Origin of the sequence: Enterobacter sp. IF2SW-B1 (assembly GCF_001743375.1) — a bacterium.
GTDB classification, from domain to species: Bacteria; Pseudomonadota; Gammaproteobacteria; order Enterobacterales; family Enterobacteriaceae; genus Enterobacter; species Enterobacter bugandensis.
This window is the reverse complement of sequence record NZ_MJAA01000010.1, coordinates 1-26,081: the sequence shown is the minus strand read 5'-3', so window position 1 is coordinate 26,081 and position 26,081 is coordinate 1. Positions and strand designations below refer to the sequence as shown.

Genomic DNA, 26,081 nt, shown 5'->3' with positions numbered 1-26,081 from the left:
CCTTCAGCTGTTAATCACCGTTACCAGATTGTTATTTGGCTTACCGCTCAGCTCACGAGGAGTAACCAGGGTACAGAGCTATGGCGCCTTGCAGGTAAACGAATGAAATATCAGTGAAACAACAGCAAATCAGCGTTTTTGCAGTCCGAATTATTCAAACCTGTATATCACTAATAACTGTCCTGATAACTTCGGTCAATACCATCACACTGTTACATAACTATTTGTCAGGTGAAAGAGAGACCTCATAACTTTTGCGCATTATATGCCTTTTCTGATGACGTTTGTAACAATAATGTTTAACATTTGTCAAATCAGATGATTAAAAATTAAAAAGATGTTGTTATCGTGACCCTGATCACTGTTCCAGAGAAAACCCAACAAACTGTATGTAGGTTAATTGTAATGATTTTGTGAACGGCCTATACTGCCGCCAGGTCTCCGGAACACCCTGCAATCCCGAGCCACCCAGCGTTGTAACGTGTCGTTTTAGCATTTGGAAGCAATGTTTTGCATGACGCGCAGTTATAGAAAAGGAACGCTGCTTGACCCGCATCGCAGTCCGGAGGAAGGAAACAATAAGAACAGCATGTGGGCGTTATTCATGATAAGAAATGTGAAAAAACAAAGACCTGTCAATCTGGATCTCAAAACGATCCGGTTCCCCGTAACAGCAATAGCGTCCATTCTGCACCGTGTTTCTGGTGTGATTACGTTTGTGGCGGTCGGTATTTTGCTGTGGTTACTGGGCACCAGCCTCTCTTCCCCTGAAGGATTCCTCCAGGCCTCGGCCATCATGAATAGCTTCTTCGTGAAATTTATCATGTGGGGCATTCTCACCGCGCTGGCCTATCACGTTGTTGGCGGCGTACGCCACATGCTGATGGACTTTGGCTATCTGGAAGAGACGTTCGAGGCCGGGAAACGTACCGCGAACATTTCATTTGTGATCACTGTCGTGCTTTCACTTCTCGCAGGAGTTCTCGTATGGTAAGCAACGCCTCCGCATTAGGACGCAACGGCGTACATGACTTCATTCTGGTCCGCGCTACCGCCATCGTCCTCACGCTTTACATCATCTATATGATCGGTTTCTTCGCGACCAGCGGCACGCTGACGTGGGAAATCTGGAGTGGTTTCTTCGGATCGGCCTTCACCAAAGTGTTCACCCTGCTGGCCCTGTTCTCCATCCTTATTCATGCCTGGATCGGCATGTGGCAGGTGTTGACCGATTACGTTAAACCGCTGGCGATTCGCCTTCCGCTGCAACTGATTATTGTTGTTGCGCTGCTGGTTTACGTCATTTATGGATTTGTTGTGGTGTGGGGTGTGTAATGAAACTGCCAGTCAGAGAATTTGATGCTGTTGTGATTGGTGCGGGTGGCGCAGGTATGCGCGCCGCACTGCAAATTTCCCAGAGCGGCCAGACCTGTGCGCTGCTCTCTAAAGTGTTCCCGACCCGTTCCCACACTGTGTCCGCGCAGGGCGGTATTACCGTTGCGCTGGGTAACTCCCATGAAGATAACTGGGAATGGCACATGTACGACACGGTAAAAGGTTCCGATTACATCGGCGACCAGGATGCCATCGAATATATGTGTAAAACCGGCCCGGAAGCGATTCTGGAGCTGGATCACATGGGTCTGCCGTTCTCCCGTCTGGAAAATGGCACCATCTATCAGCGTCCGTTTGGCGGCCAGTCGAAAAACTTCGGCGGCGAGCAGGCGGCACGCACCGCGGCGGCGGCTGACCGTACTGGTCACGCGCTGCTGCACACCCTGTATCAGCAGAACCTGAAAAACCATACCACCATCTTCTCCGAGTGGTATGCGCTGGATCTGGTGAAAAACGCCGATGGCGCAATTGTTGGCTGTACCGCGCTGTGCATCGAAACCGGTGAAGTGGTTTACTTCAAAGCCCGCGCGACCGTGCTGGCGACCGGCGGTGCAGGCCGTATTTACCAATCCACCACCAACGCCCACATCAACACCGGTGACGGCGTCGGTATGGCTATCCGCGCGGGCGTGCCGGTGCAGGACATGGAGATGTGGCAGTTCCACCCAACCGGTATCGCCGGTGCGGGCGTGCTGGTCACCGAAGGCTGCCGCGGTGAAGGTGGCTACCTGCTGAACAAACACGGCGAGCGCTTCATGGAGCGTTATGCCCCGAATGCGAAAGACCTGGCGGGTCGTGACGTGGTGGCGCGTTCCATCATGATCGAAATCCGTGAAGGCCGCGGCTGCGATGGCCCATGGGGTCCACACGCGAAGCTGAAGCTCGACCATCTGGGTAAAGAAGTGCTGGAATCCCGTCTGCCGGGCATCCTGGAACTGTCCCGTACTTTCGCGCACGTCGATCCGGTGAAAGAGCCGATCCCGGTTATCCCAACCTGCCACTATATGATGGGCGGTATTCCGACCAAAGTGACCGGTCAGGCGCTGACCGTGAACGAGCAGGGCGAAGACGTGGTCATTCCTGGCCTGTTCGCGGTAGGCGAAATCGCCTGCGTATCCGTACACGGCGCCAACCGTCTGGGCGGTAACTCGCTGCTGGACCTGGTGGTATTTGGTCGTGCGGTGGGTCTGCATCTGCAGGAGTCCATTGCCGAGCAGGGCGCGCTGCGTGATGCAACCGACGACGAAATCGACGCCTCTCTTGAACGCCTCAACCGCTGGAACGGTAACCGTAACGGCGAAGATCCGGTGGAAATCCGTAAAGCGCTGCAGGAGTGCATGCAGCACAACTTCTCGGTATTCCGCGAAGGCGATGCGATGGCCAAAGGCCTTGAGCAGCTGAAGGCGATCCGCGAGCGTCTGAAAAATGCCCGTCTGGACGACACCTCCAGCGAGTTCAACACCCAGCGCGTTGAGTGCCTGGAGCTGGATAACCTGATGGAAACCGCATTCGCAACCGCGATGTCGGCAAACTTCCGTACCGAAAGCCGTGGCGCCCATAGCCGCTTCGACTTCCCGGATCGTGACGATGAAAACTGGCTGTGCCATTCCCTGTATCTGCCAGAGTCGGAAACCATGACGCGTCGTAACGTCAACATGGAACCGAAACTGCGTCCGGCGTTCCCGCCGAAGATTCGTACTTACTAATGCGGAGACAGGATAATGAAACTCGAATTCTCAGTTTATCGTTATAACCCGGATGTTGATGACGCTCCGCGCATGCAGGACTACACCCTCGAAGCGGAAGAAGGTCGTGACATGATGCTGCTGGATGCCTTAATCCAGCTGAAAGAGAAAGATCCTACGCTGTCGTTCCGCCGCTCCTGCCGTGAAGGGGTATGTGGCTCTGACGGTGTGAACATGAACGGCAAAAACGGCCTGGCCTGCATCACGCCAATTTCAGCGCTGCAGCGTCCTGGTCAGAAAATTGTTATCCGTCCTCTGCCAGGCCTGCCGGTCGTGCGTGATTTGGTGGTAGACATGGGGCAATTCTATGCACAATATGAGAAGATTAAGCCTTACTTATTGAATAATGGGCAAAATCCACCCGCTCGCGAGCACTTACAGTCTCCTGAGCAGCGTGAAAAACTCGATGGTCTGTACGAGTGTATTCTCTGCGCATGCTGTTCAACGTCCTGCCCGTCGTTCTGGTGGAACCCGGACAAGTTTATCGGCCCTGCGGGTCTGCTGGCTGCCTATCGCTTCCTTATCGACAGCCGCGACACCGAAACCGACAGCCGTCTGGAAGGATTAAGTGACGCTTTCAGCGTATTCCGCTGCCATAGCATCATGAACTGCGTCAGTGTGTGTCCGAAGGGGCTGAACCCGACGCGCGCCATCGGCCATATTAAGTCGATGCTGCTGCAGCGCAGTGCGTAAGTAGTGAGAGGGGAGCGCTGTTCCCCTCACCCTAACCCTCTCCCAAAGGGAGAGGGAATAAATTGCAGAAACCTTTAAAAACTGCCCTGAAGTCTAGACAGTTTCTAAAGGTTCCTTCGCGGGCCAAATGAAAAGAGCTCGCAGGTGAACCCCGGCACGTACACGCGGTGTGCGTGGTAGTTTCTACGGCGAAAGTAAGCATAAAAATGCTTAAGGGATCACGATGCAGAACGGCGCAATGAAAGCCTGGCTGGACTCTTCTTACCTCTCTGGTGCCAACCAGAGCTGGATAGAACAGCTCTATGAAGACTTCTTAACCGATCCTGACTCAGTGGACGCAAACTGGCGTTCCATGTTCCAGCAGTTGCCTGGTACAGGGGTCAAACCGGATCAATTCCATTCCAAAACACGTGATTATTTCCGTCGTCTGGCGAAGGATGCCTCACGTTACTCTTCTGCGATTTCCGACCCTGACACCAATGCGAAGCAGGTTAAAGTCCTGCAGCTTATCAACGCTTATCGCTTCCGCGGTCACCAGCATGCGAATCTCGATCCGCTGGGACTGTGGAAACAAGACCGTGTGGCCGATCTCGATCCGGCGTATCACGATCTGACCGAGGCCGATTTCCAGGAAAGCTTTAACGTAGGTTCCTTTGCCATCGGCAAAGACACGATGAAGCTGGGCGATCTGATTGACGCGCTCAAGCAAACCTACTGCGGCTCCATCGGCGCGGAATATATGCACATTACCTCTACCGAAGAGAAACGCTGGATCCAGCAGCGCATCGAATCCGTAGCGGGCCACGCGACCTTCTCGGCCGACGAGAAGAAACGCTTCCTCAGCGAACTGACCGCAGCGGAAGGGCTTGAGCGCTATCTGGGCGCGAAGTTCCCGGGCGCAAAACGCTTCTCGCTGGAAGGCGGCGACGCGCTGGTGCCGATGCTGAAAGAGCTGATTCGCCACGCAGGCAAGAGCGGCACCCGTGAAGTGGTGCTCGGCATGGCGCACCGTGGTCGTCTGAACGTGCTGGTCAACGTGCTGGGTAAAAAACCGCAGGACCTGTTCGACGAATTCGCGGGCAAACATAAAGAACACCTCGGCACCGGCGACGTGAAGTACCACATGGGCTTCTCGTCAGATATCGAAACCGAAGGCGGTCTGGTTCACCTGGCGCTGGCGTTTAACCCGTCACACCTGGAAATCGTCAGCCCGGTGGTTATCGGTTCCGTGCGCGCGCGTCTGGATCGTCTGGACGAGCCGAGCAGCAATAAAGTGCTGCCAATCACCATCCACGGTGATGCGGCGGTCACAGGGCAGGGCGTGGTTCAGGAAACCCTGAACATGTCGAAAGCGCGTGGTTATGAAGTGGGCGGTACCGTTCGCATCGTGATCAACAACCAGGTGGGCTTCACCACCTCTAACCCGCTGGATGCCCGTTCTACCCCGTACTGCACCGACATCGGTAAGATGGTACAGGCGCCAATCTTCCACGTTAATGCGGATGACCCGGAAGCCGTTGCTTTCGTTACCCGTCTGGCGCTGGACTTCCGTAATACCTTTAAGCGCGATGTGTTCATTGACCTCTTCTGCTACCGCCGTCACGGCCACAACGAAGCGGATGAGCCAAGTGCAACCCAGCCGCTGATGTACCAGAAAATCAAAAAACACCCGACCCCGCGCAAAATCTATGCTGACAAGCTGGAGAGCGACAAGGTGGCGACGCTGGAAGATGCGACCGAAATGGTCAACCTCTACCGCGACGCGCTGGACGCGGGTGAATGCGTGGTGAAAGAGCTGCGTCCGATGAACATGCACTCCTTTACCTGGTCGCCGTACCTCAACCACGAGTGGGATGAGAGCTACCCGAACAAGGTTGAGATGAAGCGCCTGCAGGAGCTGGCTAAACGCATCAGCACCGTGCCGGACGCTATCGAGATGCAGTCTCGCGTGGCGAAAATCTACGCCGACCGTCAGTCCATGGCGGCAGGCGAGAAGCTGTTCGACTGGGGCGGGGCGGAAACGCTGGCTTACGCAACGCTGGTTGACGAAGGCATTCCTGTTCGTCTGTCCGGTGAGGACGCGGGCCGTGGGACCTTCTTCCACCGTCACGCAGTGGTTCACAACCAGTCTAACGGTTCAACCTACACTCCGCTGCAGCACGTGCATAACGGTCAAGGCCAGTTCAAGGTCTGGGACTCCGTGCTGTCTGAAGAAGCGGTCCTGGCATTCGAATACGGCTACGCCACGGCGGAACCGCGCACCCTGACCATCTGGGAAGCGCAGTTCGGCGACTTCGCCAACGGTGCGCAGGTCGTTATCGACCAGTTCATCTCCTCCGGCGAGCAGAAGTGGGGCCGCATGTGTGGCCTGGTGATGCTCCTGCCGCACGGTTATGAAGGCCAGGGTCCGGAGCACTCCTCCGCGCGTCTGGAACGTTATCTGCAGCTCTGCGCCGAGCAGAACATGCAGGTCTGCGTACCGTCCACCCCGGCGCAGGTGTACCACATGCTGCGTCGTCAGGCGCTGCGCGGTATGCGCCGTCCGCTGGTGGTGATGTCGCCGAAATCCCTGCTGCGTCATCCGCTGGCGGTTTCCAGCCTGGAAGAGCTGGCGAACGGCACCTTCCTGCCGGCCATCGGTGAAATTGACGAGCTGGATCCGCAGGCCGTTAAGCGTGTCGTAATGTGTTCTGGTAAGGTTTATTACGACCTGCTGGAACAGCGCCGTAAGAACGATCAGAAAGATGTCGCCATCGTGCGTATCGAACAGCTTTATCCGTTCCCGCATCAGGCGATGCAGGAAGTGCTGAAACAGTACGCTCACGTACATGATTTTGTCTGGTGCCAGGAAGAGCCGCTCAACCAGGGCGCATGGTACTGCAGCCAGCATCATTTCCGTGAAGTGATTCCATTTGGGTCAGCCCTGCGCTATGCAGGTCGCCCGGCCTCCGCCTCTCCGGCGGTAGGGTATATGTCCGTTCACCAGAAGCAGCAACAAGATCTGGTCAATGACGCGCTGAACGTCGATTAATTAAAGGATACATAATGAGTAGCGTAGATATTCTTGTTCCCGACCTGCCTGAATCCGTAGCAGATGCGACCGTCGCTACCTGGCACAAAAAACCAGGCGATGCCGTTAAGCGCGATGAAGTGCTGGTAGAAATCGAAACTGACAAAGTGGTACTGGAAGTACCGGCTTCGGCGGATGGCGTTCTGGACGCGGTGCTGGAAGATGAAGGCACCACCGTCACCTCTCGTCAGATCCTGGGGCGCCTGCGTGAAGGCAACAGCGCGGGCAAAGAGTCCAGCGCGAAGTCTGAAGAGAAAGCCTCTACGCCGGCTCAGCGCCAGCAGGCTTCTCTGGAAGAACAGTCTAACGACGCCCTCAGCCCGGCGATCCGTCGCCTGCTGGCTGAACACAGCCTTGACCCGGCAGCCATCAAAGGCACCGGTGTGGGTGGCCGCCTGACCCGCGAAGACATCGACAAGCACCTGGCGAAAGCGCCTGCTCAGGCGGAAGCGAAAGCCCCTGTGGCCGCGCCGGCAGCTCAGCCTGCTCTGGGGGCCCGCAGCGAAAAACGCGTACCGATGACCCGCCTGCGCAAGCGCGTCGCCGAGCGTCTGCTGGAAGCGAAAAACTCCACCGCGATGCTGACCACCTTCAACGAAGTGAACATGAAGCCAATCATGGATCTGCGTAAGCAGTACGGTGACGCGTTTGAAAAACGTCACGGTATCCGTCTGGGCTTCATGTCCTTCTACGTGAAGGCGGTGGTTGAAGCGCTGAAACGCTACCCGGAAGTGAACGCGTCTATCGATGGCGATGACGTGGTTTACCACAACTACTTCGACGTCAGCATGGCGGTTTCTACCCCACGCGGCCTGGTGACCCCGGTTCTGCGTGATGTGGATACCCTGGGTATGGCTGACATCGAGAAGAACATTAAAGAGCTGGCCGTGAAAGGCCGTGACGGCAAGCTGACCGTAGACGATCTGACCGGCGGTAACTTCACCATTACCAACGGCGGCGTATTCGGCTCGCTGATGTCTACCCCGATCATTAACCCGCCGCAGAGCGCGATCCTGGGTATGCATGCCATTAAAGATCGCCCGATGGCAGTTGACGGTAAAGTTGAGATCCTGCCGATGATGTACCTGGCGCTCTCTTACGACCACCGCCTGATCGACGGCCGCGAGTCCGTGGGCTTCCTGGTAGCTATTAAAGAGCTGCTGGAAGATCCAACGCGTCTGCTGCTGGACGTCTAGTAACGATTTAGCATCACCTGCCCCGTGGACCGGCACACGCTGCGCCGGTCTACAGGTTTGAAGATAACGATTACCCTGAAGGATGGATAGAACACATGAACTTACATGAATATCAGGCCAAACAGCTGTTTGCCCGGTATGGCTTACCGGCTCCGGTGGGTTATGCCTGTACTACCCCGCGTGAAGCAGAAGAAGCCGCATCTAAAATCGGTTCCGGCCCGTGGGTAGTTAAATGTCAGGTTCACGCTGGTGGCCGTGGTAAAGCGGGCGGTGTGAAGGTTGTTAAGAGCAAAGAAGAGATTCGTGCGTTTGCTGAACATTGGCTCGGCAAGCGTCTGGTGACCTACCAGACAGATGCGAACGGCCAGCCGGTTAACCAGATCCTGGTCGAAGCGGCGACCGACATCGCGAAAGAGCTGTACCTGGGCGCGGTGGTTGACCGTAGCTCCCGTCGCGTGGTGTTCATGGCGTCTACCGAAGGCGGCGTGGAAATTGAAAAAGTGGCGGAAGAGACCCCACACCTGATCCACAAAGTGGCTATCGATCCGCTGGCGGGCCCAATGCCTTATCAGGGTCGCGAGCTGGCGTTCAAGCTGGGTCTGGAAGGCAAACTGGTTCAGCAGTTCACCAAGATCTTCATGGGCCTGGCGACTATCTTCCTTGAGCGCGATCTGGCGCTGATCGAGATCAACCCGCTGGTGATCACCACCCAGGGCGACCTGATCTGCCTCGACGGCAAGCTGGGCGCTGACGGCAACGCGCTGTTCCGCCAGCCGGATCTGCGCGAAATGCGCGACCAGTCTCAGGAAGATCCGCGTGAAGCACAGGCTGCTCAGTGGGAGCTGAACTACGTGGCGCTGGATGGCAACATCGGCTGCATGGTTAACGGTGCGGGCCTGGCGATGGGCACCATGGACATCGTTAAGCTGCACGGCGGTGAGCCGGCAAACTTCCTCGACGTGGGCGGTGGCGCAACCAAAGAGCGCGTAACCGAAGCGTTCAAAATCATCCTCTCTGACGACAACGTTAAAGCGGTACTGGTTAACATCTTCGGCGGCATCGTCCGTTGCGACCTGATTGCTGACGGCATCATCGGTGCGGTAGAAGAAGTGGGTGTTAACGTTCCGGTGGTTGTGCGTCTGGAAGGTAACAACGCTGAACTCGGCGCGAAAAAACTGGCTGACAGCGGCCTGAATATTATTGCAGCGAAAAGTCTGACGGATGCAGCTCAGCAGGTTGTTGCCGCAGTGGAGGGGAAATAATGTCAGTTTTAATTAATAAAGATACCAAGGTTATCTGCCAGGGCTTCACCGGTAGCCAGGGGACTTTCCACTCCGAACAGGCGATTGCCTACGGCACGCAGATGGTTGGCGGCGTAACGCCAGGTAAAGGCGGCACCACGCACCTGGGCCTGCCGGTGTTCAACACCGTGCGTGAAGCGGTAGAAGCGACGGGCGCAACCGCGACCGTGATCTACGTTCCGGCACCGTTCTGCAAAGACTCCATTCTGGAAGCGATCGACGCAGGCATCAAGCTGATCATCACTATCACCGAAGGCATCCCGACCCTGGATATGCTGACCGTGAAGGTGAAGCTGGACGAAGCAGGCGTGCGCATGATCGGCCCGAACTGCCCAGGCGTGATCACTCCGGGCGAATGCAAAATCGGCATCATGCCTGGCCACATTCACAAGCCGGGCAAAGTGGGCATCGTTTCCCGTTCCGGTACCCTGACCTATGAAGCGGTTAAGCAGACCACCGACTACGGCTTCGGCCAGTCCACCTGCGTGGGCATCGGCGGTGACCCAATCCCGGGATCTAACTTCATCGACATCCTGAAGCTGTTCCAGGAAGATCCGCAGACCGAAGCGATCGTGATGATCGGTGAGATCGGTGGTAGCGCGGAAGAAGAAGCGGCTGCTTATATCAAAGAACACGTGACCAAGCCAGTCGTGGGCTACATCGCGGGTGTGACTGCGCCGAAAGGCAAGCGTATGGGCCACGCGGGCGCGATCATCGCCGGCGGTAAAGGTACGGCTGATGAGAAGTTTGCTGCGCTGGAAGCCGCAGGCGTGAAGACCGTTCGCAGCCTGGCGGATATCGGCGAAGCACTGAAATCCATCATTAAGTAAGTCCTCTCTGCTCCCCGAACGGGGAGCGATGAAGTATAAAAATGTCCGTTTCGACATGGTTGGCCGCTGTAAAGCGGCCTTTTTTATTGCCTGCGTCTGGCGACGAGAGTGAACTTGTAGTCGTCGGTATTGAACACGTTGCGGCTGTATTCAAACACCCGTCCGTCCTTCAGGAACCCGCGGGAGACTTTTTCCAGGATCGGCTTTGCCGGATCGAGCGACAGCGCGGCGATCGCCTCCTCTGACGGCATGATCGGCATCAGCTCCTGCTCGCTGCGATCGATAATCAGCTTTTTGATCTGCTCAACGTAGTGGTATTTCGAATTCTCCATCACTTCCCAGGTGAGGTCGGGAAACATGGCCAGCGGCATCCATGTCTCCTCCAGGTTCACCGGCTTCTGCTTGATGAAACGCACGCGCTTAACGTGCCAGACCTTATCTTCCACGCCAACCGCTAATGTTGCCGCCAGCCGCGCATCGGCTTTCACCACTTCAAATATTTTGACATCACTGTGCGTATCGACATGACGATCCGCCAGCTTTTCGTAAAAGCCGGTGAGCTGATAAATATCGTAATTGACGCGCTCCTCTTTTTTTACATAAGAGCCGCTGCCCTGAATACTTTCGATGATCTGCTCGTCGGCGAGCAGTTTCAGGGCCTGCCGCACGGTGACGCGGCTGACGCGAAACGCTTCCTGAAGACTGGACTCCGTCGGCAGCGCGTCTCCGGGTTTTAATTCCCCGGCGTTGATTTTCTCGCGGAACGCATCGGCTATCTGCCGGTACATCGGTTTGTTGCCCATTTTATCGCGCCTGCTTAATACCTTTTCAGGGAATTATGCATTCAACTGATGATTTGTAAATAATACAATTAAAATACAAATTTGGCTTTTAGTGAAAGTGATCACATAAATGTATTATCAGGTCTGCCAGAATCCTCCCCAGACAATAACTCTGTATAGGTGAGGATCTTTATGAACCTGACGACTCTGACCGATCCGCGTGCTGTTTGCGTTCAGGCGCAGTTTACCCGCCGGGATGAGGCAATCCGTCAGCTTACGGCGCGGCTGGTGGCGCTGGGCAAAATCGCTGATGCCGATGCGTTTCTGGAGGAGGTGTTTCATCGGGAATCGCTTGGGCCGACCGCGCTGGGTGAAGGACTGGCCGTTCCTCACGGTAAATCAGCCGTCGTGAAGGAGGCGGCTTTTGCCGTGGCAACTCTGCGAGAACCGCTTGCATGGGAAGGCGTGGACGGGCCGGAAGAGGTTGAGCTGGTTTTTCTACTCGCCATTCCGCCAGCAGAAGCGGGTTCGACCCATATTCAGGTGCTGACGGAGCTGACGTCTCGCCTGGCGGATGACGATCTCAGGGCGCGCGTGATGGCTGCTACCACGGCGGAAGACGTGCTTGCTGCGCTTGAAGCTGCCCCTGACACGGAAGAGACAGCCGTCGCGCTGAATGCCCCGACAATCGTCTGTGTGACCGCCTGTCCGGCCGGGATCGCGCATACCTATATGGCCGCAGAGTACCTGGAAAAAGCGGGACGCAAGCTTGGCGTCAACGTGGTGGTCGAAAAGCAGGGGGCGAACGGCATTGAGGGGCGCATCACCGCGCAGCAGCTTCGTGAGGCCAAAGCGTGCATTTTTGCCGCAGAAGTGGCGATCAAAGAGAGCGAGCGTTTTCAGGGGATCCCCGCCATCTCCGTGCCCGTCGCGGAGCCTCTGCGCCATGCTGAAGCGCTTATTGAGCGCGCGCTGGCGCTGCAGCCTGCATCCGATGCGCGTCCTGCGCATGTCGATACCGAAACGAAAAAGAGCGTTAAAACTGAACTCAAGCAGGCACTTCTCAGCGGTATCTCTTTTGCGGTGCCGCTGATCGTCGCTGGCGGTACGGTGCTGGCCGTGTCGGTACTGCTGGCGCAAATACTGGGCCTGCAGCACCTGTTTGACCAGGAAAACTCGTGGCTGTGGATGTACCGCAAGCTTGGCGGCGGCATGCTCGGCATTCTGATGGTACCTGTTCTGGCGGCCTATACCGCGTATTCGCTGGCGGATAAACCTGCGCTGACGCCGGGCTTTGCGGCCGGTCTTGCTGCCAATATGATCGGCTCCGGTTTTCTGGGCGCTATCGTCGGTGGGCTGATCGCGGGCTATCTGATGCGCTGGGTGAAAAACCACATCCGGCTCAGTAGCCGCTACAACGGCTTTCTGACCTTTTATCTCTATCCGGTGATTGGCGTGCTGGGCGCGGGCAGCCTGATGCTGTTTGTGATTGGCGAACCGGTGGCCTGGCTCAATAACACGCTCACCGTCTGGCTTAATGGTCTCTCCGGCGCGAATGCGCTGCTTCTGGGGGCAATCCTCGGGTTTATGTGCTCATTCGATTTGGGTGGCCCGGTCAACAAAGCCTCTTACGCGTTTTGCCTGGGGGCGATGGCGAACGGCGTTTATGGTCCTTACGCAATCTTTGCCTCCGTCAAAATGGTCTCAGCCTTCACCGTCACGGCGTCGACGATGCTGGCGCCGAAGCTGTTTAAACCGTTTGAAATTGAAACCGGTAAATCAACGTGGCTGCTCGGCCTGGCGGGCATTACCGAAGGGGCGATCCCGATGGCGATTGAAGATCCGCTTCGCGTCATTGGCTCATTTGTGCTCGGCTCCATGGTAACAGGCGCGGCTGTCGGTGCGATGGGGATCGGGTTGTCTACCCCGGGGGCCGGGATTTTCTCTCTCTTTTTACTTCACGATGCCGGGTTGGGCGGTGTGGTTGCGGCGGCGGGCTGGTTTGGCGCGGCGCTGGCGGGGACCGCTGTCTCCACGTTTGTTCTGCTGCTCTGGCGACGTCAGGCGGTAAAAAAGGGCAAGTACCTCACAGAAGACGCCATACCGTAAAAACTCACAAAACAGGAAACGAAGATGAAAGCTGTATCTCGCGTTCATATCACGCCGCATATGCACTGGGACCGTGAGTGGTACTTCACCACTGAAGAGTCGCGCATTCTTCTGGTCAATAATATGGAAGAGATCCTGACCCGCCTGGAGCAGGACGACGAGTATAAATATTACGTCCTTGATGGCCAGACGGCGGTGCTGGAAGATTATTTTGCCGTCGTGCCCGAAAACCGCGCGCGGGTAAAGGCGCTTGTGGAGCGCGGAAAACTGATTATCGGCCCCTGGTATACCCAGACCGATACCACGATTGTCAGCGGCGAGTCGATTGTCCGCAACCTGATGTACGGCATCCGGGACTGTATGGCGTTCGGCGAGCCGATGAAGATCGGCTATCTGCCGGATTCGTTTGGTATGTCCGGCCAGCTTCCGCATATCTATAACGGATTTGGCATTACCCGGACGATGTTCTGGCGCGGCTGCTCGGAACGACACGGGACCGATAAAACCGAATTTCTCTGGCAGAGCCAGGACGGCAGTGAAGTCACGGCGCAGGTGCTGCCGCTGGGCTACGCGATTGGTAAGTACTTACCGGAGGACGAAGCCGGGCTGCGAAAACGGCTCGACAGCTATTTCGACGTTCTGGAAAAGGCCTCCGTCACCAAAGAGATTTTGCTGCCCAACGGTCACGATCAGATGCCGCTGCAGCAGAACATTTTCTCCGTGATGGATAAGCTGCGTGAAATCTATCCGCAGCGTCAATTTGTAATGAGCCGCTTTGAAGAGGTGTTTGACCACATTGAGGCACGCCGCGATGAACTGGCGACCCTGAAAGGGGAGTTTATCGATGGGAAATACATGCGCGTGCACCGGACAATCGGCTCCACGCGCATGGATATCAAAATTGCCCATGCGCGTATTGAGAACAAAATTGTCAACATCCTCGAACCGTTGGCGACGCTTGCATGGACGCTGGGCTTCGATTATCACCACGGCCTGCTGGAGAAGATGTGGAAAGAGATCCTTAAAAACCACGCTCACGACAGCATCGGCTGCTGCTGCAGCGACAAGGTGCATCGTGAGATTGTCTCTCGTTTTGAACTGGCTGAAGACATGGCAGATAACCTGGTGCGTTTCTATATGCGCAAGATTGTCGACAACATGCCGCAAAGCGACGCCGACAAACTGGTGATGTTCAACCTGATGCCCTGGCCGCGTGAAGAGGTGATGAACACCACGATTCGACTGCGCGCCAGCCAGTTCCGTCTGTTGGATGATAAAGGAAACGAGATCCCGTATTTCATTCGCAGCGCGCGCGAGCTGGACCCAGGTCTCATTGACCGGCAGATTGTCCATTACGGTAATTATGAGCCGTTTATGGAGTTTGATATTCAGCTCAGCCAGATACTGCCGTCGATGGGCTACCGTACGCTGTTTATCGAGCCAAACGTGGCCGGGAAGGTGGTCTCTCCGGTGATAAACACCGAATCCTTGCTCGAAAACGCCTTCTGGCAGATTGATTTAAATAACGACGGTACGCTGCGCCTGCGCGACAAAGAAACCGGGCTGATTTATGACCGGGTGCTGGAAATCGAAGAGAGTTCGGATGATGGCGATGAGTACGACTACTCGCCTTCGCGGGAAGAGTGGAGACTCACTTCAGCGCAGGGCGAGCATCAGGTCGAGGTTATACACGAAGGCTGGCAGAGCAGGGCGGTGATTCGCCATCAGATCGCGGTACCGGCTAATCTGGCCGAACGCGCGGCGGGTCAGCGAAACGGGTCTCTCGGCGCTGAGGTTGAAATCACGCTTAGCCACCACAGCAGACGTATTGATGTAACGGTGCGTCTGGATAATCAGGCTGACGACCACCGCGTTCGCGTGCTGATCCCAACGCCGTTTACAACCCAGGGCGTGTTAGCGGATACGCAGTTTGGCACCCTCACTCGTCCGGTGCAGGACGCGGCGATGGAAAACTGGCAGGAGGAGGGGTGGAAAGAAGCGCCGGTTCCTGTCTGGAATTTACTCAACTATGCCGTCCTGCAGGAAAAACGAAACGGGCTTGCGCTGTTCACCGAAGGACTACGCGAGTTTGAAGTAGTAGGCGAGGATAAAAAAGCCTTTGCCCTGACCCTGCTGCGCGGCGTGGGGTTACTCGGGAAAGAAGATTTGCTGTTGCGCCCCGGTAGGCCTTCAGGAATCAAAATGCCTGTTCCTGACTCCCAGGTGCGCGGTTCGTTAAGCTGTCGCTTTAGCCTTTTCAGCTTCAGTGGTACGCCGGAAAACGCGGGCGTCGCGCAGCAGGCTAAATCGTGGTTAACGCCGGTGCAGTGCTATAACAAAATTCCCTGGGACGCGATGAAGCTCAATCGCTCGTCGTTTACCACGCCGGAAAGTTACAGCCTGCTGGCGCTTTCGCCCACGGGATGCGTGCTCAGTACGCTCAAAAAGGCTGAAGATCGAGACGAACTCATTCTTCGTCTGTTCAACCCTTCCGAGTCCAGCGCATGTGACGCGACGTTATCCGTGGATCCGACCGTGAAACGGTACTGCGAAACGGACATGAATGAACGGATAATAGACAATCGTGAAGAAGAGGGCATCGTCGGGGCGTTCAGACCGGGACAGTCACGAACCTTCAGCATTCTTCTTGCCTGAAAACCGCTGACACGATCAAAAGGCCGCAGAGTTTGCGGCCTTTTTCATTAAATAGTCACGTTTCGGTGTTAACTTCCGGGATAATAAAAGTAAATTAAATGTAATTTCTAAGAGTTGCAAAAACAGAATGGAAAAATAAACTGGCCCAGCTACGCTTATTGTTTGTCCCGCTTCGACAGGGCATTTTTCTCTCGCGTTAATTAAAATCACTTCTGTTTATATTTTTTTTGGTCTTCGATAACCAATCGCATCTTTGCATGCACATATCATTAACATGGTTTTTACCATTCTCACCGCAGCTAAACATGATTAACATCAAGACCAGTTTTTGATTTAAATCAAAGTTTAATCCTTGGAAAAAGATGCCGAAAAGCGCTAAATTGTCCCCGATCAAAATGGCCGAAAAGTGGTAATTTTGCTATAAATTGATCGCCGTCGAAAAACGTAAATGTGATTCAATAAAAACCTGTTTATTGTAAGGGTTTTGCAGCGTATTATATTTGCGGGATCAATTTGAGTTTTTTATTAACCTATTTGTAACCTGTCGTCATCGTTTTTATCCTTCTCCAGGGTAATAACGACGACCAGGATGCGAATAATTTGTATTGGGGCATGCGTGTGAATCTCTTTCTGACGGGGTTCACTCTCGGAGTCTTCATGCGATGAGCAAGGAGTCATAATGTTAGACGTAGTCGAACTGTCGCGCTTACAGTTTGCCTTGACCGCGATGTACCACTTCCTGTTTGTGCCGCTGACGCTCGGTATGGCGTTCCTGCTGGCAATTATGGAAACGGTTTACGTCCTCTCCGGCAAACAGATTTATAAAGATATGACCAAGTTCTGGGGCAAGTTGTTCGGTATCAACTTCGCGCTGGGCGTGGCAACCGGTTTGACCATGGAGTTCCAGTTCGGGACTAACTGGTCTTACTATTCCCACTATGTAGGGGATATCTTCGGTGCGCCGCTGGCCATTGAAGGCCTGATGGCCTTCTTCCTCGAATCCACCTTTGTAGGTCTGTTCTTCTTCGGTTGGGACCGTCTGGGTAAAGTCCAGCACATGGCCGTAACCTGGCTGGTGGCATTAGGTTCGAACCTGTCCGCGCTGTGGATCCTGGTGGCGAACGGCTGGATGCAAAACCCGATCGCGTCTGACTTCAACTTCGAAACCATGCGTATGGAGATGGTCAGCTTTGCCGAGCTGGTCCTGAACCCGGTTGCTCAGGTTAAATTTGTTCACACCGTGGCATCTGGCTACGTGTGCGGCGCGATGTTCGTGTTGGGTATTAGCTCCTACTATATGCTGCGCGGTCGTGACTTCGCGTTTGCCAAGCGCTCCTTTGCTATCGCTGCAAGCTTCGGTATGGCTGCAATCCTCTCCGTTATCGTTCTGGGTGATGAATCCGGTTACGAAATGGGTGACGTGCAGAAAACCAAACTGGCCGCTATCGAAGCCGAATGGGAAACCCAACCGGCGCCTGCTGCCTTTACGCTGTTCGGTATTCCCGATCAGGACGCGCAGGAAAACCGCTTCGCCATCCAAATTCCTTACGCGCTGGGTATCATTGCAACCCGTTCTGTTGATAAGCAGGTAACGGGTCTGAAGGAGCTGATGGTTCAGCACGAAGAGCGTATCCGTAACGGTATGAAGGCTTACTCGCTGCTGGAACAGCTGCGTGCCGGCTCTACCGATCAGGCCGTTCGCGATCAATTTAACGACGTGAAGAAAGACCTGGGCTACGGTTTGTTGCTGAAACGTTATACCCCGAACGTTTCTGATGCGACGGAAGCACAGATTCAGATGGCGACCAAAGACTCGATTCCACGCGTTGCGCCACTGTACTTCGCATTCCGTATCATGGTGGGCTGCGGCATCATCATGCTGCTGATCATTGCGGCGTCCTTCTGGTCCGTGATTCGTAACCGCATCGGCGAGAAAAAATGGCTGCTGCGCACCGCGCTGTACGGTATTCCACTGCCGTGGATCGCGATTGAATCCGGCTGGTTTGTAGCGGAGTATGGCCGTCAGCCATGGGCGATTGGTGAGGTACTGCCAACGGCGGTAGCGAACTCTTCCCTGACGGCAGGCGACCTGATCTTCTCCATGCTGCTGATCTGTGGTCTGTACACCCTGTTCCTGGTGGCTGAACTGTTCCTGATGTTCAAGTTCGCGCGCCTTGGCCCAAGCAGCCTGAAAACCGGTCGCTATCACTACGAGCAGTCCACTGTGACTACTCAGCCGGCACGCTAAGACAGGAGTCATCAAATGATCGATTATGAAGTATTGCGTTTTATCTGGTGGCTGCTGGTTGGCGTTCTGCTGATCGGTTTCGCCGTCACGGATGGTTTCGACATGGGGGTGGGGATGCTCACCCGTTTCCTCGGTCGTAATGACACCGAGCGTCGAATCATGATTAACTCCATCGCCCCTCACTGGGACGGTAACCAGGTGTGGCTGATCACCGCAGGCGGCGCGCTGTTCGCTGCCTGGCCGATGGTCTACGCGGCTGCGTTCTCCGGCTTCTATGTGGCGATGATTCTGGTGCTGGCCTCTTTATTCTTCCGTCCGGTCGGTTTCGACTACCGTTCCAAGATTGAAGATACCCGCTGGCGCAACATGTGGGACTGGGGCATCTTCATTGGTAGCTTCGTTCCACCGCTGGTGATTGGTGTGGCATTCGGTAACCTGCTGCAGGGCGTACCGTTCCACCTCGATGAATACATGCGTCTTTACTACACCGGTAACTTCTTCCAGCTGCTGAATCCGTTTGGCCTGTTGGCCGGTGTGGTGAGCGTGGCGATGATCATCACTCAGGGCGCAACTTACCTGCAGATGCGTACTGTGGGTGAACTGCACCTGCGTTCCCGTGCTACTGCTCAGGTGGCGGCACTGGTGACGCTGGTTTGCTTCGCTCTGGCAGGCGTGTGGGTGGTGTACGGTATTGATGGCTACGTGGTGACGTCTGCGATTAACCACTCGGCACCGTCTAACCCGCTGACCAAAGAAGTGGCGCGTCAGGCTGGTGCATGGCTGGTGAACTTCAACAATACCCCTGCGCTGTGGGCGATCCCGGCTCTGGGCGTGCTGCTGCCGCTGCTGACCGTGATGACGTCTCGTCTGGAGAAAGGTGCTCTGGCGTTCGTGTTCTCTTCACTGACGCTGGCGTGCATCATCCTGACGGCGGGTATTGCCATGTTCCCATTCGTCATGCCATCCAGCACCATGCTGAATGCTAGCCTGACCATGTGGGATGCAACCTCCAGCCATATGACGCTGAACTTAATGACTTACGTTGCTTGCGTGTTCGTTCCGATTGTTCTGGCCTACACCATCTGGTGTTACTGGAAAATGTTCGGTCGTATCACCAAAGAACATATCGAAAGCAACACCCACTCTATGTACTAAGTAAGGAGCTGAATATGTGGTATTTCGCATGGATTTTAGGGACGCTTCTTGCCTGTGCTTTTGGTGTCATCACTGCCCTGGCGCTTGAGCACGTCGAAGCGACCAAAGCGGGTGAAGAAAAACACTGATGAATATTATCGCGAAGCTTTACGCGGTAATGGATAAGCGCCCGTTAAGGGCGCTTTCTTTAGTGATGGCATTACTGCTGGCAGGCTGTATCTTCTGGGACCCGTCGCGCTTTGCGGCAAAGACCAGCGAGCTTGAGATCTGGCACGGCTTCCTCATCATGTGGGCGGTGTGCGCTGGGGTGATCCACGGCGTGGGTTTTCGTCCGAAAGCCGTTCACTGGCAGGGAATTTTTTGCCCGCTGATTGCCGATCTGGTGCTTCTCGCCGGTTTGATTTTCTTTTTCTTCTGAATAAGAAATGTCCGTTAACGTTATGGGCTTACCCGAGCCCATAAAAATTTACTCTCCGTTTACTTTCCCCCATTCCAAACCATCTTCCCCGCGCGTATAGTAGCGAAGTTTAAAAGCTCTAACTTTTGTTGCATTACTGGGATGTAAAGTGAATACAACGCTGTTTCGATGGCCGGTTCGTGTCTATTACGAAGATACCGATGCCGGTGGTGTGGTTTACCACGCCAGCTACGTTGCTTTTTATGAACGGGCACGCACAGAGATGCTGCGCCATCATCACTTTAGTCAACAGGTGCTGTTGGCTGAGCGAGTTGCCTTCGTGGTACGCAAGATGACGCTTGAGTATTTTGCGCCTGCCAGACTCGACGATATGCTCGAAGTCCAAACTGAAATTACATCAATGCGCGGAACCTCACTGGTTTTCACGCAGCGGATAGTCAACGCAGAGAACACCGTACTGAACTCAGCTGAAGTACTGATTGTTTGTGTTGATCCAACCATAATGAAGCCTCGTGCGCTTCCTAAGTCTATTGTCGCGGAGTTTAAGCAGTGACTGACATGAATATCCTTGATTTGTTCCTGAAGGCAAGCCTTCTGGTTAAACTTATCATGTTGATTTTGATTGGTTTTTCAATCGCATCCTGGGCCATCATTATCCAGAGAACGCGTATCCTCAATGCAGCTGGCCGTGAAGCGGAAGCATTTGAAGATAAGTTCTGGTCGGGTATTGAACTTTCTCGCCTGTATCAGGAGAGCCAGGGACGCCGTGAAAACCTGACCGGCTCCGAACAAATTTTCTATAGCGGATTCAAAGAGTTCGCTCGTCTGCATCGGGCAAACAATCATGCGCCGGAAGCCGTCGTGGAAGGGGCATCGCGTGCGATGCGTATCTCCATGAACCGCGAGCTGGAAAATCTTGAAACGCACATTCCTTTCCTCGGCACCGTGGGTTCTATCAGCCCGTATATCGGTCTGTTTGGTACCGTGTGGGGGATCATGCACGCCTTTATCGCGCTGGGCGCGGTGAAGCAGGCGACGTTGCAGATGGTTGCACCGGGTATCGCTGAAGCACTGATTGCGACCGCTATCGGTCTGTTTGCGGCAATTCCGGCGGTAATGGCTTACAACCGTCTGAACCAGCGCGTGAACAAACTGGAACTGAACTACGACAACTTTATGGAAGAGTTCACTGCGATTCTGCACCGTCAGGCGTTTACCAGCACCGAGAGCAACAAGGGGTAAACCATGGCCAGATCGCGTGGACGAGGTCGTCGCGAGCTCAAGTCCGAAATCAATATCGTGCCACTGCTGGACGTTCTGCTGGTACTGCTACTGATCTTCATGGCAACAGCGCCCATCATTACCCAGAGTGTGGAAGTCGATCTGCCGGATGCGACAGAATCACAGGCGGTGAGCACCAATGACGATCCTCCGGTCATCATTGAAGTTTCCGGCGTAGGGCAGTACAGCGTGGTGGTAGAGAAAGATCGTATGGATCAGCTGCCACCTGAGCAGGTTATTGCCGAAGCGCAGCGTCGCCTGGAGTCAAATCCGAAAACGGTCTTCTTAATCGGTGGCGCGAAAGACGTACCCTACGATGAAATTATTAAAGCGCTGAACTTGCTACATAGTGCGGGTGTTAAGTCAGTTGGCTTAATGACTCAACCTATTTGATCATCCGCGTAGTTTTTGGGAACCGATAGTGTCAAAGGCAACCGAACAGAACGACAAGCTTAAGCGAGCGATAATCGTCTCCGCAGTGCTGCACGTTATTCTTTTTGCAGCGCTGATCTGGAGTTCGTTCGACGAGCATATTGATGCATCAGCAGGCGGCGGTGGAGGGTCTTCCATTGACGCCGTAATGGTGGATCCCGGTGCGGTAGTGCAAAACTATAATCGCGAACAACAGCAGAAGGCGAGTGCCAAACGGGCTGAAGAGCAGCGTGAAAAACAGGCGCAACAGCAGGCGGAAGAGCTGCGTGAAAAGCAGGCCGCCGAGCAGGAGCGTTTGAAGCAGCTTGAGAAAGAACGTTTGCAGGCGCAGGAAGCCGCGAAAGCGCAGGCGGAACAGCAGAAGCAAGCCGAAGAGGCCGCGAAGAAAGCGCAGGAACAGCAAAAGCAGGCGGAAGAGGCGGCAGCAAAAGCCGCAGCGGATGCCAAAGCGCAGGCTGATGCCCAGGCAAAATTAGCAGCAGAAGCGGCGAAGAAAGCGGCTGCCGATGCCCAGAAGAAAGCTGAGGCCGAAGCCGCGAAGAAAGCCGCTGCGGATGCCCAGAAGAAAGCCGAAGCGGAAGCCGCGAAGAAAGCCGCTGCTGACGCACAGAAGAAAGCTGAAGCGGAAGCCGCGAAGAAAGCCGCTCAGGACGCAGAGAAGAAAGCGGCTGCCGAGGCTGCGAAGAAAGCCGCTGCGGCTGAGAAGGCTGCTGCCGAAAAAGCTGCCGCCGCTGAAAAAGCCGCTGCTGATAAAAAAGCTGCAGCTGAGAAGGCCGCTGCCGATAAGAAAGCAGCTGCTGAAAAAGCGGCTGCTAAAAAGGCTGCTGCCGCTGAGAAAGCCGCGGCCGCTGCAGGGGTTGACGATCTGCTGGGGGATTTAAGCTCCGGTAAGAATGCACCGAAAACGGGCGGTGGCGCGAAAGGAAACAACGCAGCGCCGACCGGAAGTGGTAACACTAAGAGTAACGGTGCGACAGGGGCTGAAATCAACGGCTATGCCGCGCAGATTAAATCGGCGATTGAAAGCCGGTTCTACGATGCGTCTTCCTATGCCGGTAAAACGTGTACGCTGCGTATAAAACTGGCTCCGGACGGCATGCTGCTTGATATTAAGTCTGAAGGTGGCGACCCGGCTTTATGTACTGCGGCTCTGGCTGCAGCGCGTCAGGCGAAGATGCCTAAACCGCCTTCTCAGGCAGTCTACGAAGTCTTCAAAAATGCGCCGCTGTACTTCAAACCTTAAGTTACATTTTCCCCGTGCAAACGGGGAAAAATAGACCAGGTTTAGTCACAGGGTTCGGGTAGTTTTGTCTATTTGAGTTTGTTAACATTCTGCTAAATTATCGTGGGTAAGGTTACCCGGATAAGGGAGATATGATGAAGCAGGCATTACGTGTAGCATTTAGTTTTTTAATGCTGTGGGCAGCAGTCCTGCACGCAGAAGTACGTATCGAGATCACCCAGGGGGTGGACTCGGCACGCCCAATCGGTGTTGTTCCGTTCCAGTGGGCCGGTCCTGGCGCTGCACCTGAAGATGCCGGTGGCATCGTGGCGGCTGACCTGCGTAACAGCGGTAAATTCAACCCGTTAGATCGTTCTCGTCTGCCGCAGCAGCCGGGCAGTGCGCAGGAAGTCCAGCCTGCTGCATGGTCTGCGCTGGGTATTGATGCCGTGGTGGTGGGGCAGGTTACGCCTAACCCGGACGGTTCTTACAACGTGGCCTGGCAGCTGGTGGATACCGGCGGTGCACCGGGTACCGTTCTGGCACAGAACTCTTACAAGGTCACTAAACAGTACCTGCGCTACGCGGCACACGCGGCCAGCGACGCGGTATTCGAAAAGCTGACCGGTATTAAAGGTGCGTTCCGTACCCGTATCGCATATGTGGTACAGACCAACGGCGGTCAGTTCCCGTACGAGCTGCGCGTATCTGACTACGACGGTTACAACCAGTTCCTGGTGAAACGCTCTTCACAGCCGCTAATGTCTCCAGCCTGGTCTCCGGACGGGTCTAAACTGGCGTATGTGACCTTCGAAAGTGGTCGTTCTGCGCTGGTTATCCAGACGCTGGCTAACGGTGCGGTGCGTCAGGTAGCGTCGTTCCCACGTCACAACGGTGCGCCTTCCTTCTCTCCAGATGGGTCTAAACTGGCGTTTGCGCTGTCTAAAACCGGTAGCCTGAACCTGTACGTGATGGACATTGGCTCTGGCCAGATCCGTCAGGTGACCGACGGTCGCAGCAACAATACTGAACCATCATGGTTCCCGGACAGCCAAAACCTGGCGTTTACCTCTGACCAGGCTGGCCGTCCACAAATCTATAAAGTGAACATTAACGGCGGTGCTCCGCAGCGTATCACCTGGGAAGGCTCTCAGAACCAGAACGCAGACGTGAGCAGCGATGGTAAATTCATGGTAATGGTCAGCTCCAACGGTGGGCAGCAGCACATTGCCAAACAAGATCTGGTAGCGGGTGGCGTTCAAGTTCTGTCGTCAACGTTCCTGGATGAAACGCCAAGTCTGGCACCTAACGGCACTATGGTAATCTACAGCTCTTCTCAGGGGATGGGATCTGTGCTGAATCTGGTTTCTACAGATGGGCGTTTCAAAGCGCGTATTCCGGCCACTGATGGACAGGTAAAATCACCTGCCTGGTCGCCGTATCTGTAAATAATAATTAATTGATTACTAAAGGAATCATAGAAATGCAACTGAACAAAGTGCTGAAGGGGCTGATGATCGCTCTGCCTGTAATGGCAATCGCAGCGTGTTCTTCTAACAAGAACGCCAGCAATGACCAGAGCGGCGAAGGCATGATGGGTGCCGGTACCGGTATGGACGCGAACGGCAATGGCAACATGTCTTCTGAAGAGCAAGCGCGTCTTCAGATGCAGCAGCTGCAGCAGAACAACATCGTTTACTTCGATCTGGATAAATACGACATCCGTTCTGACTTCGCTGCGATGCTGGATGCTCACGCTAACTTCCTGCGTAGCAACCCATCTTACAAAGTCACCGTAGAAGGTCACGCGGACGAACGTGGTACTCCAGAGTACAACATCTCCTTGGGTGAACGTCGTGCTAACGCCGTTAAGATGTACCTGCAGGGTAAAGGCGTTTCTGCTGACCAGATCTCCATCGTTTCTTACGGTAAAGAAAAACCTGCAGTACTGGGTCACGACGAAGCGGCTTACTCCAAAAACCGTCGTGCCGTACTGGTTTACTAAGAGAATTGCATGAGCAGTAACTTCAGACATCATCTGTTGAGTCTGTCGTTACTGGTTGGAATAGCGGCCCCCTGGGCCGCTTTTGCTCAGGCACCAATCAGTAGTGTCGGCTCAGGCTCGGTAGAAGACCGGGTCACTCAGCTCGAGCGTATTTCTAACGCTCACAGCCAGCTTTTAACCCAACTCCAGCAGCAACTTTCCGATAACCAAAACGATATTGACTCTCTCCGTGGTCAGATTCAGGAAAGTCAGTATCAGCTTAACCAGGTTGTGGAACGTCAGAAGCAAATTTTATTGCAGATAGATAGCCTGAGCAGCGGCGGTGCAGCAGCACAACCCGCAGCGGGCGATCAAAGCGGCGCGGCAACCTCAGCGCCTGCGCCGTCTGCTGATGCTTCAGCCTCAACAGGAGCGCCTGTACAGAGCGGTGACGCGAATACGGATTACAATGCGGCCATTGCCCTGGTGCAGGATAAATCTCGTCAGGATGACGCGCTCGCTGCGTTTCAGAACTTTATCAAGAAATACCCTGACTCAACCTATCAGCCAAATGCGAATTACTGGCTCGGTCAGTTGAATTACAACAAGGGTAAAAAGGACGATGCGGCGTTTTATTTTGCCTCCGTGGTAAAAAATTACCCGAAATCGCCGAAAGCGCCAGATGCGATGTTTAAGGTTGGCGTGATCATGCAGGACAAAGGCGACACGGCGAAAGCCAAAGCGGTGTATCAGCAGGTGGTCGCAAAATTCCCCGGCACCGAAGGTGCTAAGCAGGCGCAAAAACGCCTGAATTCGATGGGATGATTATCGCATGACCAGAAATCGCGTTATTTCTGGTCGTGCAGCATGATTACTAAGCAGTTAAGTGATCTTCATCGAAATTTTTGTTGCGCAGAATTCTTAAATCAGTAATATATGCCGCCGTTGCCACGGGATATCAAACAACGTGAAAGCAGCATAAAAGTGGGTCGTTAGCTCAGTTGGTAGAGCAGTTGACTTTTAATCAATTGGTCGCAGGTTCGAATCCTGCACGACCCACCAACAGAATTCTTAAATCAGTAATATATGCCGCCGTTGCCACGGGATATCAAACAACGTGAAAGCAGCATAAAAGTGGGTCGTTAGCTCAGTTGGTAGAGCAGTTGACTTTTAATCAATTGGTCGCAGGTTCGAATCCTGCACGACCCACCACTAAGTCAGGTGGAATTAGTAGTAAAACGTGAAGGATAACGTTGCGTCAGCAACGGCCCGTAGGGCGAGGCGAAGCCGAGTCATCCTGCACGACCCACCACTTAACGCAGTTCCGGCAGTACAGAGTGGGTGATTAGCTCAGTTGGTAGAGCATCTCCTTTACACGGAGGGGGTCGGCGGTTCGAGCCCGTCATCACCCACCACTCGGGTCGTTAGCTCAGTTGGTAGAGCAGTTGACTTTTAATCAATTGGTCGCAGGTTCGAATCCTGCACGACCCACCAATGTAAAAAAGCGCCCTAAAGGCGCTTTTTTGCTATCTGCGATCTGGATGATTCGAACCTGCAGCAGGTTC

At 54.6% G+C, this 26,081-nt stretch carries 22 protein-coding genes and 4 tRNA genes; 25 read left to right on the top strand and 1 reads right to left on the bottom strand.

What is annotated here, in order from left to right; genetic code table 11:
* Nucleotides 1–589 precede the first annotated feature (589 nt).
* The 8 genes from sdhC (at nt 590) to sucD (ending at nt 10,230) form a co-directional block, all read left to right on the top strand.
* Entirely contained in the window at nt 590–994 is a 405-nt protein-coding gene (gene sdhC / locus A6013_RS18955; RefSeq protein WP_026080740.1) for a succinate dehydrogenase cytochrome b556 subunit, read from the top strand.
* Entirely contained in the window at nt 988–1,335 is a 348-nt protein-coding gene (gene sdhD, locus A6013_RS18950) for a succinate dehydrogenase membrane anchor subunit (protein ID WP_003858621.1), read from the top strand. Before sdhC ends, sdhD begins: the two co-directional genes overlap by 7 nt.
* On the top strand, nt 1,335–3,101 hold the full coding sequence (gene sdhA / locus A6013_RS18945) for a succinate dehydrogenase flavoprotein subunit (protein WP_041910764.1): 1,767 nt from the start codon (nt 1,335–1,337) through the stop codon (nt 3,099–3,101). Before sdhD ends, sdhA begins: the two co-directional genes overlap by 1 nt.
* Nucleotides 3,102–3,116: 15 nt before the next feature.
* Nucleotides 3,117–3,833, top strand: coding sequence for a succinate dehydrogenase iron-sulfur subunit SdhB (gene sdhB, locus A6013_RS18940; RefSeq protein ID WP_008501090.1), 717 nt, complete (start codon nt 3,117–3,119; stop codon nt 3,831–3,833).
* A gap of 223 nt (nt 3,834–4,056) precedes the next feature.
* Nucleotides 4,057–6,864 carry a 2-oxoglutarate dehydrogenase E1 component gene (gene sucA / locus A6013_RS18935; protein WP_028012380.1) on the top strand — a complete coding sequence of 936 codons (2,808 nt, stop codon included), beginning with the start codon at nt 4,057–4,059 and terminating at the stop codon, nt 6,862–6,864.
* Nucleotides 6,865–6,878: 14 nt separating this feature from the next.
* Nucleotides 6,879–8,099 (top strand): 2-oxoglutarate dehydrogenase complex dihydrolipoyllysine-residue succinyltransferase, encoded by a 1,221-nt coding sequence (odhB, locus tag A6013_RS18930; RefSeq protein WP_041910762.1) that lies wholly within the window; start codon nt 6,879–6,881, stop codon nt 8,097–8,099.
* A gap of 95 nt (nt 8,100–8,194) precedes the next feature.
* Complete coding sequence (gene sucC / locus A6013_RS18925; RefSeq protein WP_006809579.1) at nt 8,195–9,361, top strand: ADP-forming succinate--CoA ligase subunit beta; 1,167 nt, start codon at nt 8,195–8,197, stop codon at nt 9,359–9,361.
* Nucleotides 9,361–10,230, top strand: coding sequence for a succinate--CoA ligase subunit alpha (sucD, locus tag A6013_RS18920; protein WP_008501094.1), 870 nt, complete (start codon nt 9,361–9,363; stop codon nt 10,228–10,230). Before sucC ends, sucD begins: the two co-directional genes overlap by 1 nt.
* 83 nt (nt 10,231–10,313) lie before the next feature.
* On the opposite strand, the gene A6013_RS18915 is transcribed toward sucD, so the two are convergent.
* Nucleotides 10,314–11,033, bottom strand: coding sequence for a GntR family transcriptional regulator (locus A6013_RS18915; RefSeq protein ID WP_069733573.1), 720 nt, complete (start codon nt 11,031–11,033; stop codon nt 10,314–10,316).
* Nucleotides 11,034–11,204: 171 nt separating this feature from the next.
* Between A6013_RS18915 and mngA the strand changes: the two genes are divergently transcribed.
* The 17 genes from mngA to A6013_RS18825 all read left to right on the top strand — a co-directional run bounded on the left by mngA (nt 11,205) and on the right by A6013_RS18825 (nt 26,010).
* Nucleotides 11,205–13,121, top strand: coding sequence for a PTS 2-O-a-mannosyl-D-glycerate transporter subunit IIABC (mngA, locus tag A6013_RS18910; RefSeq protein WP_069733572.1), 1,917 nt, complete (start codon nt 11,205–11,207; stop codon nt 13,119–13,121).
* Nucleotides 13,122–13,145: 24 nt separating this feature from the next.
* Entirely contained in the window at nt 13,146–15,776 is a 2,631-nt protein-coding gene (mngB, locus tag A6013_RS18905) for a mannosylglycerate hydrolase (protein ID WP_069733571.1), read from the top strand.
* Nucleotides 15,777–16,455: 679 nt separating this feature from the next.
* The gene (gene cydA, locus A6013_RS18900; protein ID WP_028012385.1) at nt 16,456–18,024 is read left to right on the top strand and encodes a cytochrome ubiquinol oxidase subunit I; all 1,569 of its coding nucleotides are present in this window, start codon (nt 16,456–16,458) and stop codon (nt 18,022–18,024) included.
* 15 nt (nt 18,025–18,039) lie between these two features.
* Complete coding sequence (cydB, locus tag A6013_RS18895; protein WP_069733570.1) at nt 18,040–19,179, top strand: cytochrome d ubiquinol oxidase subunit II; 1,140 nt, start codon at nt 18,040–18,042, stop codon at nt 19,177–19,179.
* Nucleotides 19,180–19,193: 14 nt separating this feature from the next.
* Entirely contained in the window at nt 19,194–19,307 is a 114-nt protein-coding gene (gene cydX, locus A6013_RS18890; RefSeq protein WP_003858598.1) for a cytochrome bd-I oxidase subunit CydX, read from the top strand.
* Nucleotides 19,307–19,597 carry a cyd operon protein YbgE gene (ybgE, locus tag A6013_RS18885; protein WP_008501100.1) on the top strand — a complete coding sequence of 97 codons (291 nt, stop codon included), beginning with the start codon at nt 19,307–19,309 and terminating at the stop codon, nt 19,595–19,597. The genes cydX and ybgE overlap by 1 nt, the downstream gene beginning before the upstream one ends.
* A gap of 148 nt (nt 19,598–19,745) precedes the next feature.
* Nucleotides 19,746–20,150 carry a tol-pal system-associated acyl-CoA thioesterase gene (ybgC, locus tag A6013_RS18880; protein WP_003858593.1) on the top strand — a complete coding sequence of 135 codons (405 nt, stop codon included), beginning with the start codon at nt 19,746–19,748 and terminating at the stop codon, nt 20,148–20,150.
* Nucleotides 20,147–20,839 carry a Tol-Pal system protein TolQ gene (tolQ, locus tag A6013_RS18875; RefSeq protein ID WP_008501101.1) on the top strand — a complete coding sequence of 231 codons (693 nt, stop codon included), beginning with the start codon at nt 20,147–20,149 and terminating at the stop codon, nt 20,837–20,839. The genes ybgC and tolQ overlap by 4 nt, the downstream gene beginning before the upstream one ends.
* Before the next feature lie 3 nt (nt 20,840–20,842).
* Complete coding sequence (gene tolR, locus A6013_RS18870; protein ID WP_003858589.1) at nt 20,843–21,271, top strand: colicin uptake protein TolR; 429 nt, start codon at nt 20,843–20,845, stop codon at nt 21,269–21,271.
* Between the two features lie 28 nt (nt 21,272–21,299).
* Complete coding sequence (tolA, locus tag A6013_RS18865) at nt 21,300–22,553, top strand: cell envelope integrity protein TolA (RefSeq protein ID WP_069733569.1); 1,254 nt, start codon at nt 21,300–21,302, stop codon at nt 22,551–22,553.
* A gap of 134 nt (nt 22,554–22,687) precedes the next feature.
* Nucleotides 22,688–23,980: a Tol-Pal system beta propeller repeat protein TolB gene (tolB, locus tag A6013_RS18860; protein ID WP_013097529.1), complete on the top strand. Its 1,293-nt coding sequence runs from the start codon at nt 22,688–22,690 to the stop codon at nt 23,978–23,980.
* Between the two features lie 35 nt (nt 23,981–24,015).
* Complete coding sequence (gene pal / locus A6013_RS18855) at nt 24,016–24,537, top strand: peptidoglycan-associated lipoprotein Pal (RefSeq protein ID WP_003858578.1); 522 nt, start codon at nt 24,016–24,018, stop codon at nt 24,535–24,537.
* Between the two features lie 9 nt (nt 24,538–24,546).
* Nucleotides 24,547–25,341 (top strand): cell division protein CpoB, encoded by a 795-nt coding sequence (gene cpoB, locus A6013_RS18850; protein WP_028012389.1) that lies wholly within the window; start codon nt 24,547–24,549, stop codon nt 25,339–25,341.
* A 161-nt stretch (nt 25,342–25,502) separates the two neighbouring features.
* Nucleotides 25,503–25,578: transfer RNA gene (locus A6013_RS18845), tRNA-Lys, on the top strand.
* A gap of 74 nt (nt 25,579–25,652) precedes the next feature.
* A tRNA-Lys gene (locus tag A6013_RS18840) sits at nt 25,653–25,728 on the top strand.
* 127 nt (nt 25,729–25,855) lie between these two features.
* Nucleotides 25,856–25,931 (top strand) — tRNA-Val (locus A6013_RS18830).
* Nucleotides 25,932–25,934: 3 nt separating this feature from the next.
* Nucleotides 25,935–26,010 (top strand) — tRNA-Lys (locus A6013_RS18825).
* Nucleotides 26,011–26,081: the final 71 nt, after the last annotated feature.

Bases quoted from the DNA above. Each gene is read 5' to 3' on its own strand.
- sdhC (WP_026080740.1), top strand. From the start codon at position 590: ATGTGGGCGTTATTCATGATAAGAAATGTGAAAAAACAAAGACCTGTC.
- sdhD (WP_003858621.1), top strand. From the start codon at position 988: ATGGTAAGCAACGCCTCCGCATTAGGACGCAACGGCGTACATGACTTC.
- sdhA (WP_041910764.1), top strand. From the start codon at position 1,335: ATGAAACTGCCAGTCAGAGAATTTGATGCTGTTGTGATTGGTGCGGGT.
- sdhB (WP_008501090.1), top strand. From the start codon at position 3,117: ATGAAACTCGAATTCTCAGTTTATCGTTATAACCCGGATGTTGATGAC.
- sucA (WP_028012380.1), top strand. From the start codon at position 4,057: ATGCAGAACGGCGCAATGAAAGCCTGGCTGGACTCTTCTTACCTCTCT.
- odhB (WP_041910762.1), top strand. From the start codon at position 6,879: ATGAGTAGCGTAGATATTCTTGTTCCCGACCTGCCTGAATCCGTAGCA.
- sucC (WP_006809579.1), top strand. From the start codon at position 8,195: ATGAACTTACATGAATATCAGGCCAAACAGCTGTTTGCCCGGTATGGC.
- sucD (WP_008501094.1), top strand. From the start codon at position 9,361: ATGTCAGTTTTAATTAATAAAGATACCAAGGTTATCTGCCAGGGCTTC.
- A6013_RS18915 (WP_069733573.1), bottom strand. From the start codon at position 11,033: ATGGGCAACAAACCGATGTACCGGCAGATAGCCGATGCGTTCCGCGAG.
- mngA (WP_069733572.1), top strand. From the start codon at position 11,205: ATGAACCTGACGACTCTGACCGATCCGCGTGCTGTTTGCGTTCAGGCG.
- mngB (WP_069733571.1), top strand. From the start codon at position 13,146: ATGAAAGCTGTATCTCGCGTTCATATCACGCCGCATATGCACTGGGAC.
- cydA (WP_028012385.1), top strand. From the start codon at position 16,456: ATGTTAGACGTAGTCGAACTGTCGCGCTTACAGTTTGCCTTGACCGCG.
- cydB (WP_069733570.1), top strand. From the start codon at position 18,040: ATGATCGATTATGAAGTATTGCGTTTTATCTGGTGGCTGCTGGTTGGC.
- cydX (WP_003858598.1), top strand. From the start codon at position 19,194: ATGTGGTATTTCGCATGGATTTTAGGGACGCTTCTTGCCTGTGCTTTT.
- ybgE (WP_008501100.1), top strand. From the start codon at position 19,307: ATGAATATTATCGCGAAGCTTTACGCGGTAATGGATAAGCGCCCGTTA.
- tolR (WP_003858589.1), top strand. From the start codon at position 20,843: ATGGCCAGATCGCGTGGACGAGGTCGTCGCGAGCTCAAGTCCGAAATC.
- tolB (WP_013097529.1), top strand. From the start codon at position 22,688: ATGAAGCAGGCATTACGTGTAGCATTTAGTTTTTTAATGCTGTGGGCA.
- pal (WP_003858578.1), top strand. From the start codon at position 24,016: ATGCAACTGAACAAAGTGCTGAAGGGGCTGATGATCGCTCTGCCTGTA.
- cpoB (WP_028012389.1), top strand. From the start codon at position 24,547: ATGAGCAGTAACTTCAGACATCATCTGTTGAGTCTGTCGTTACTGGTT.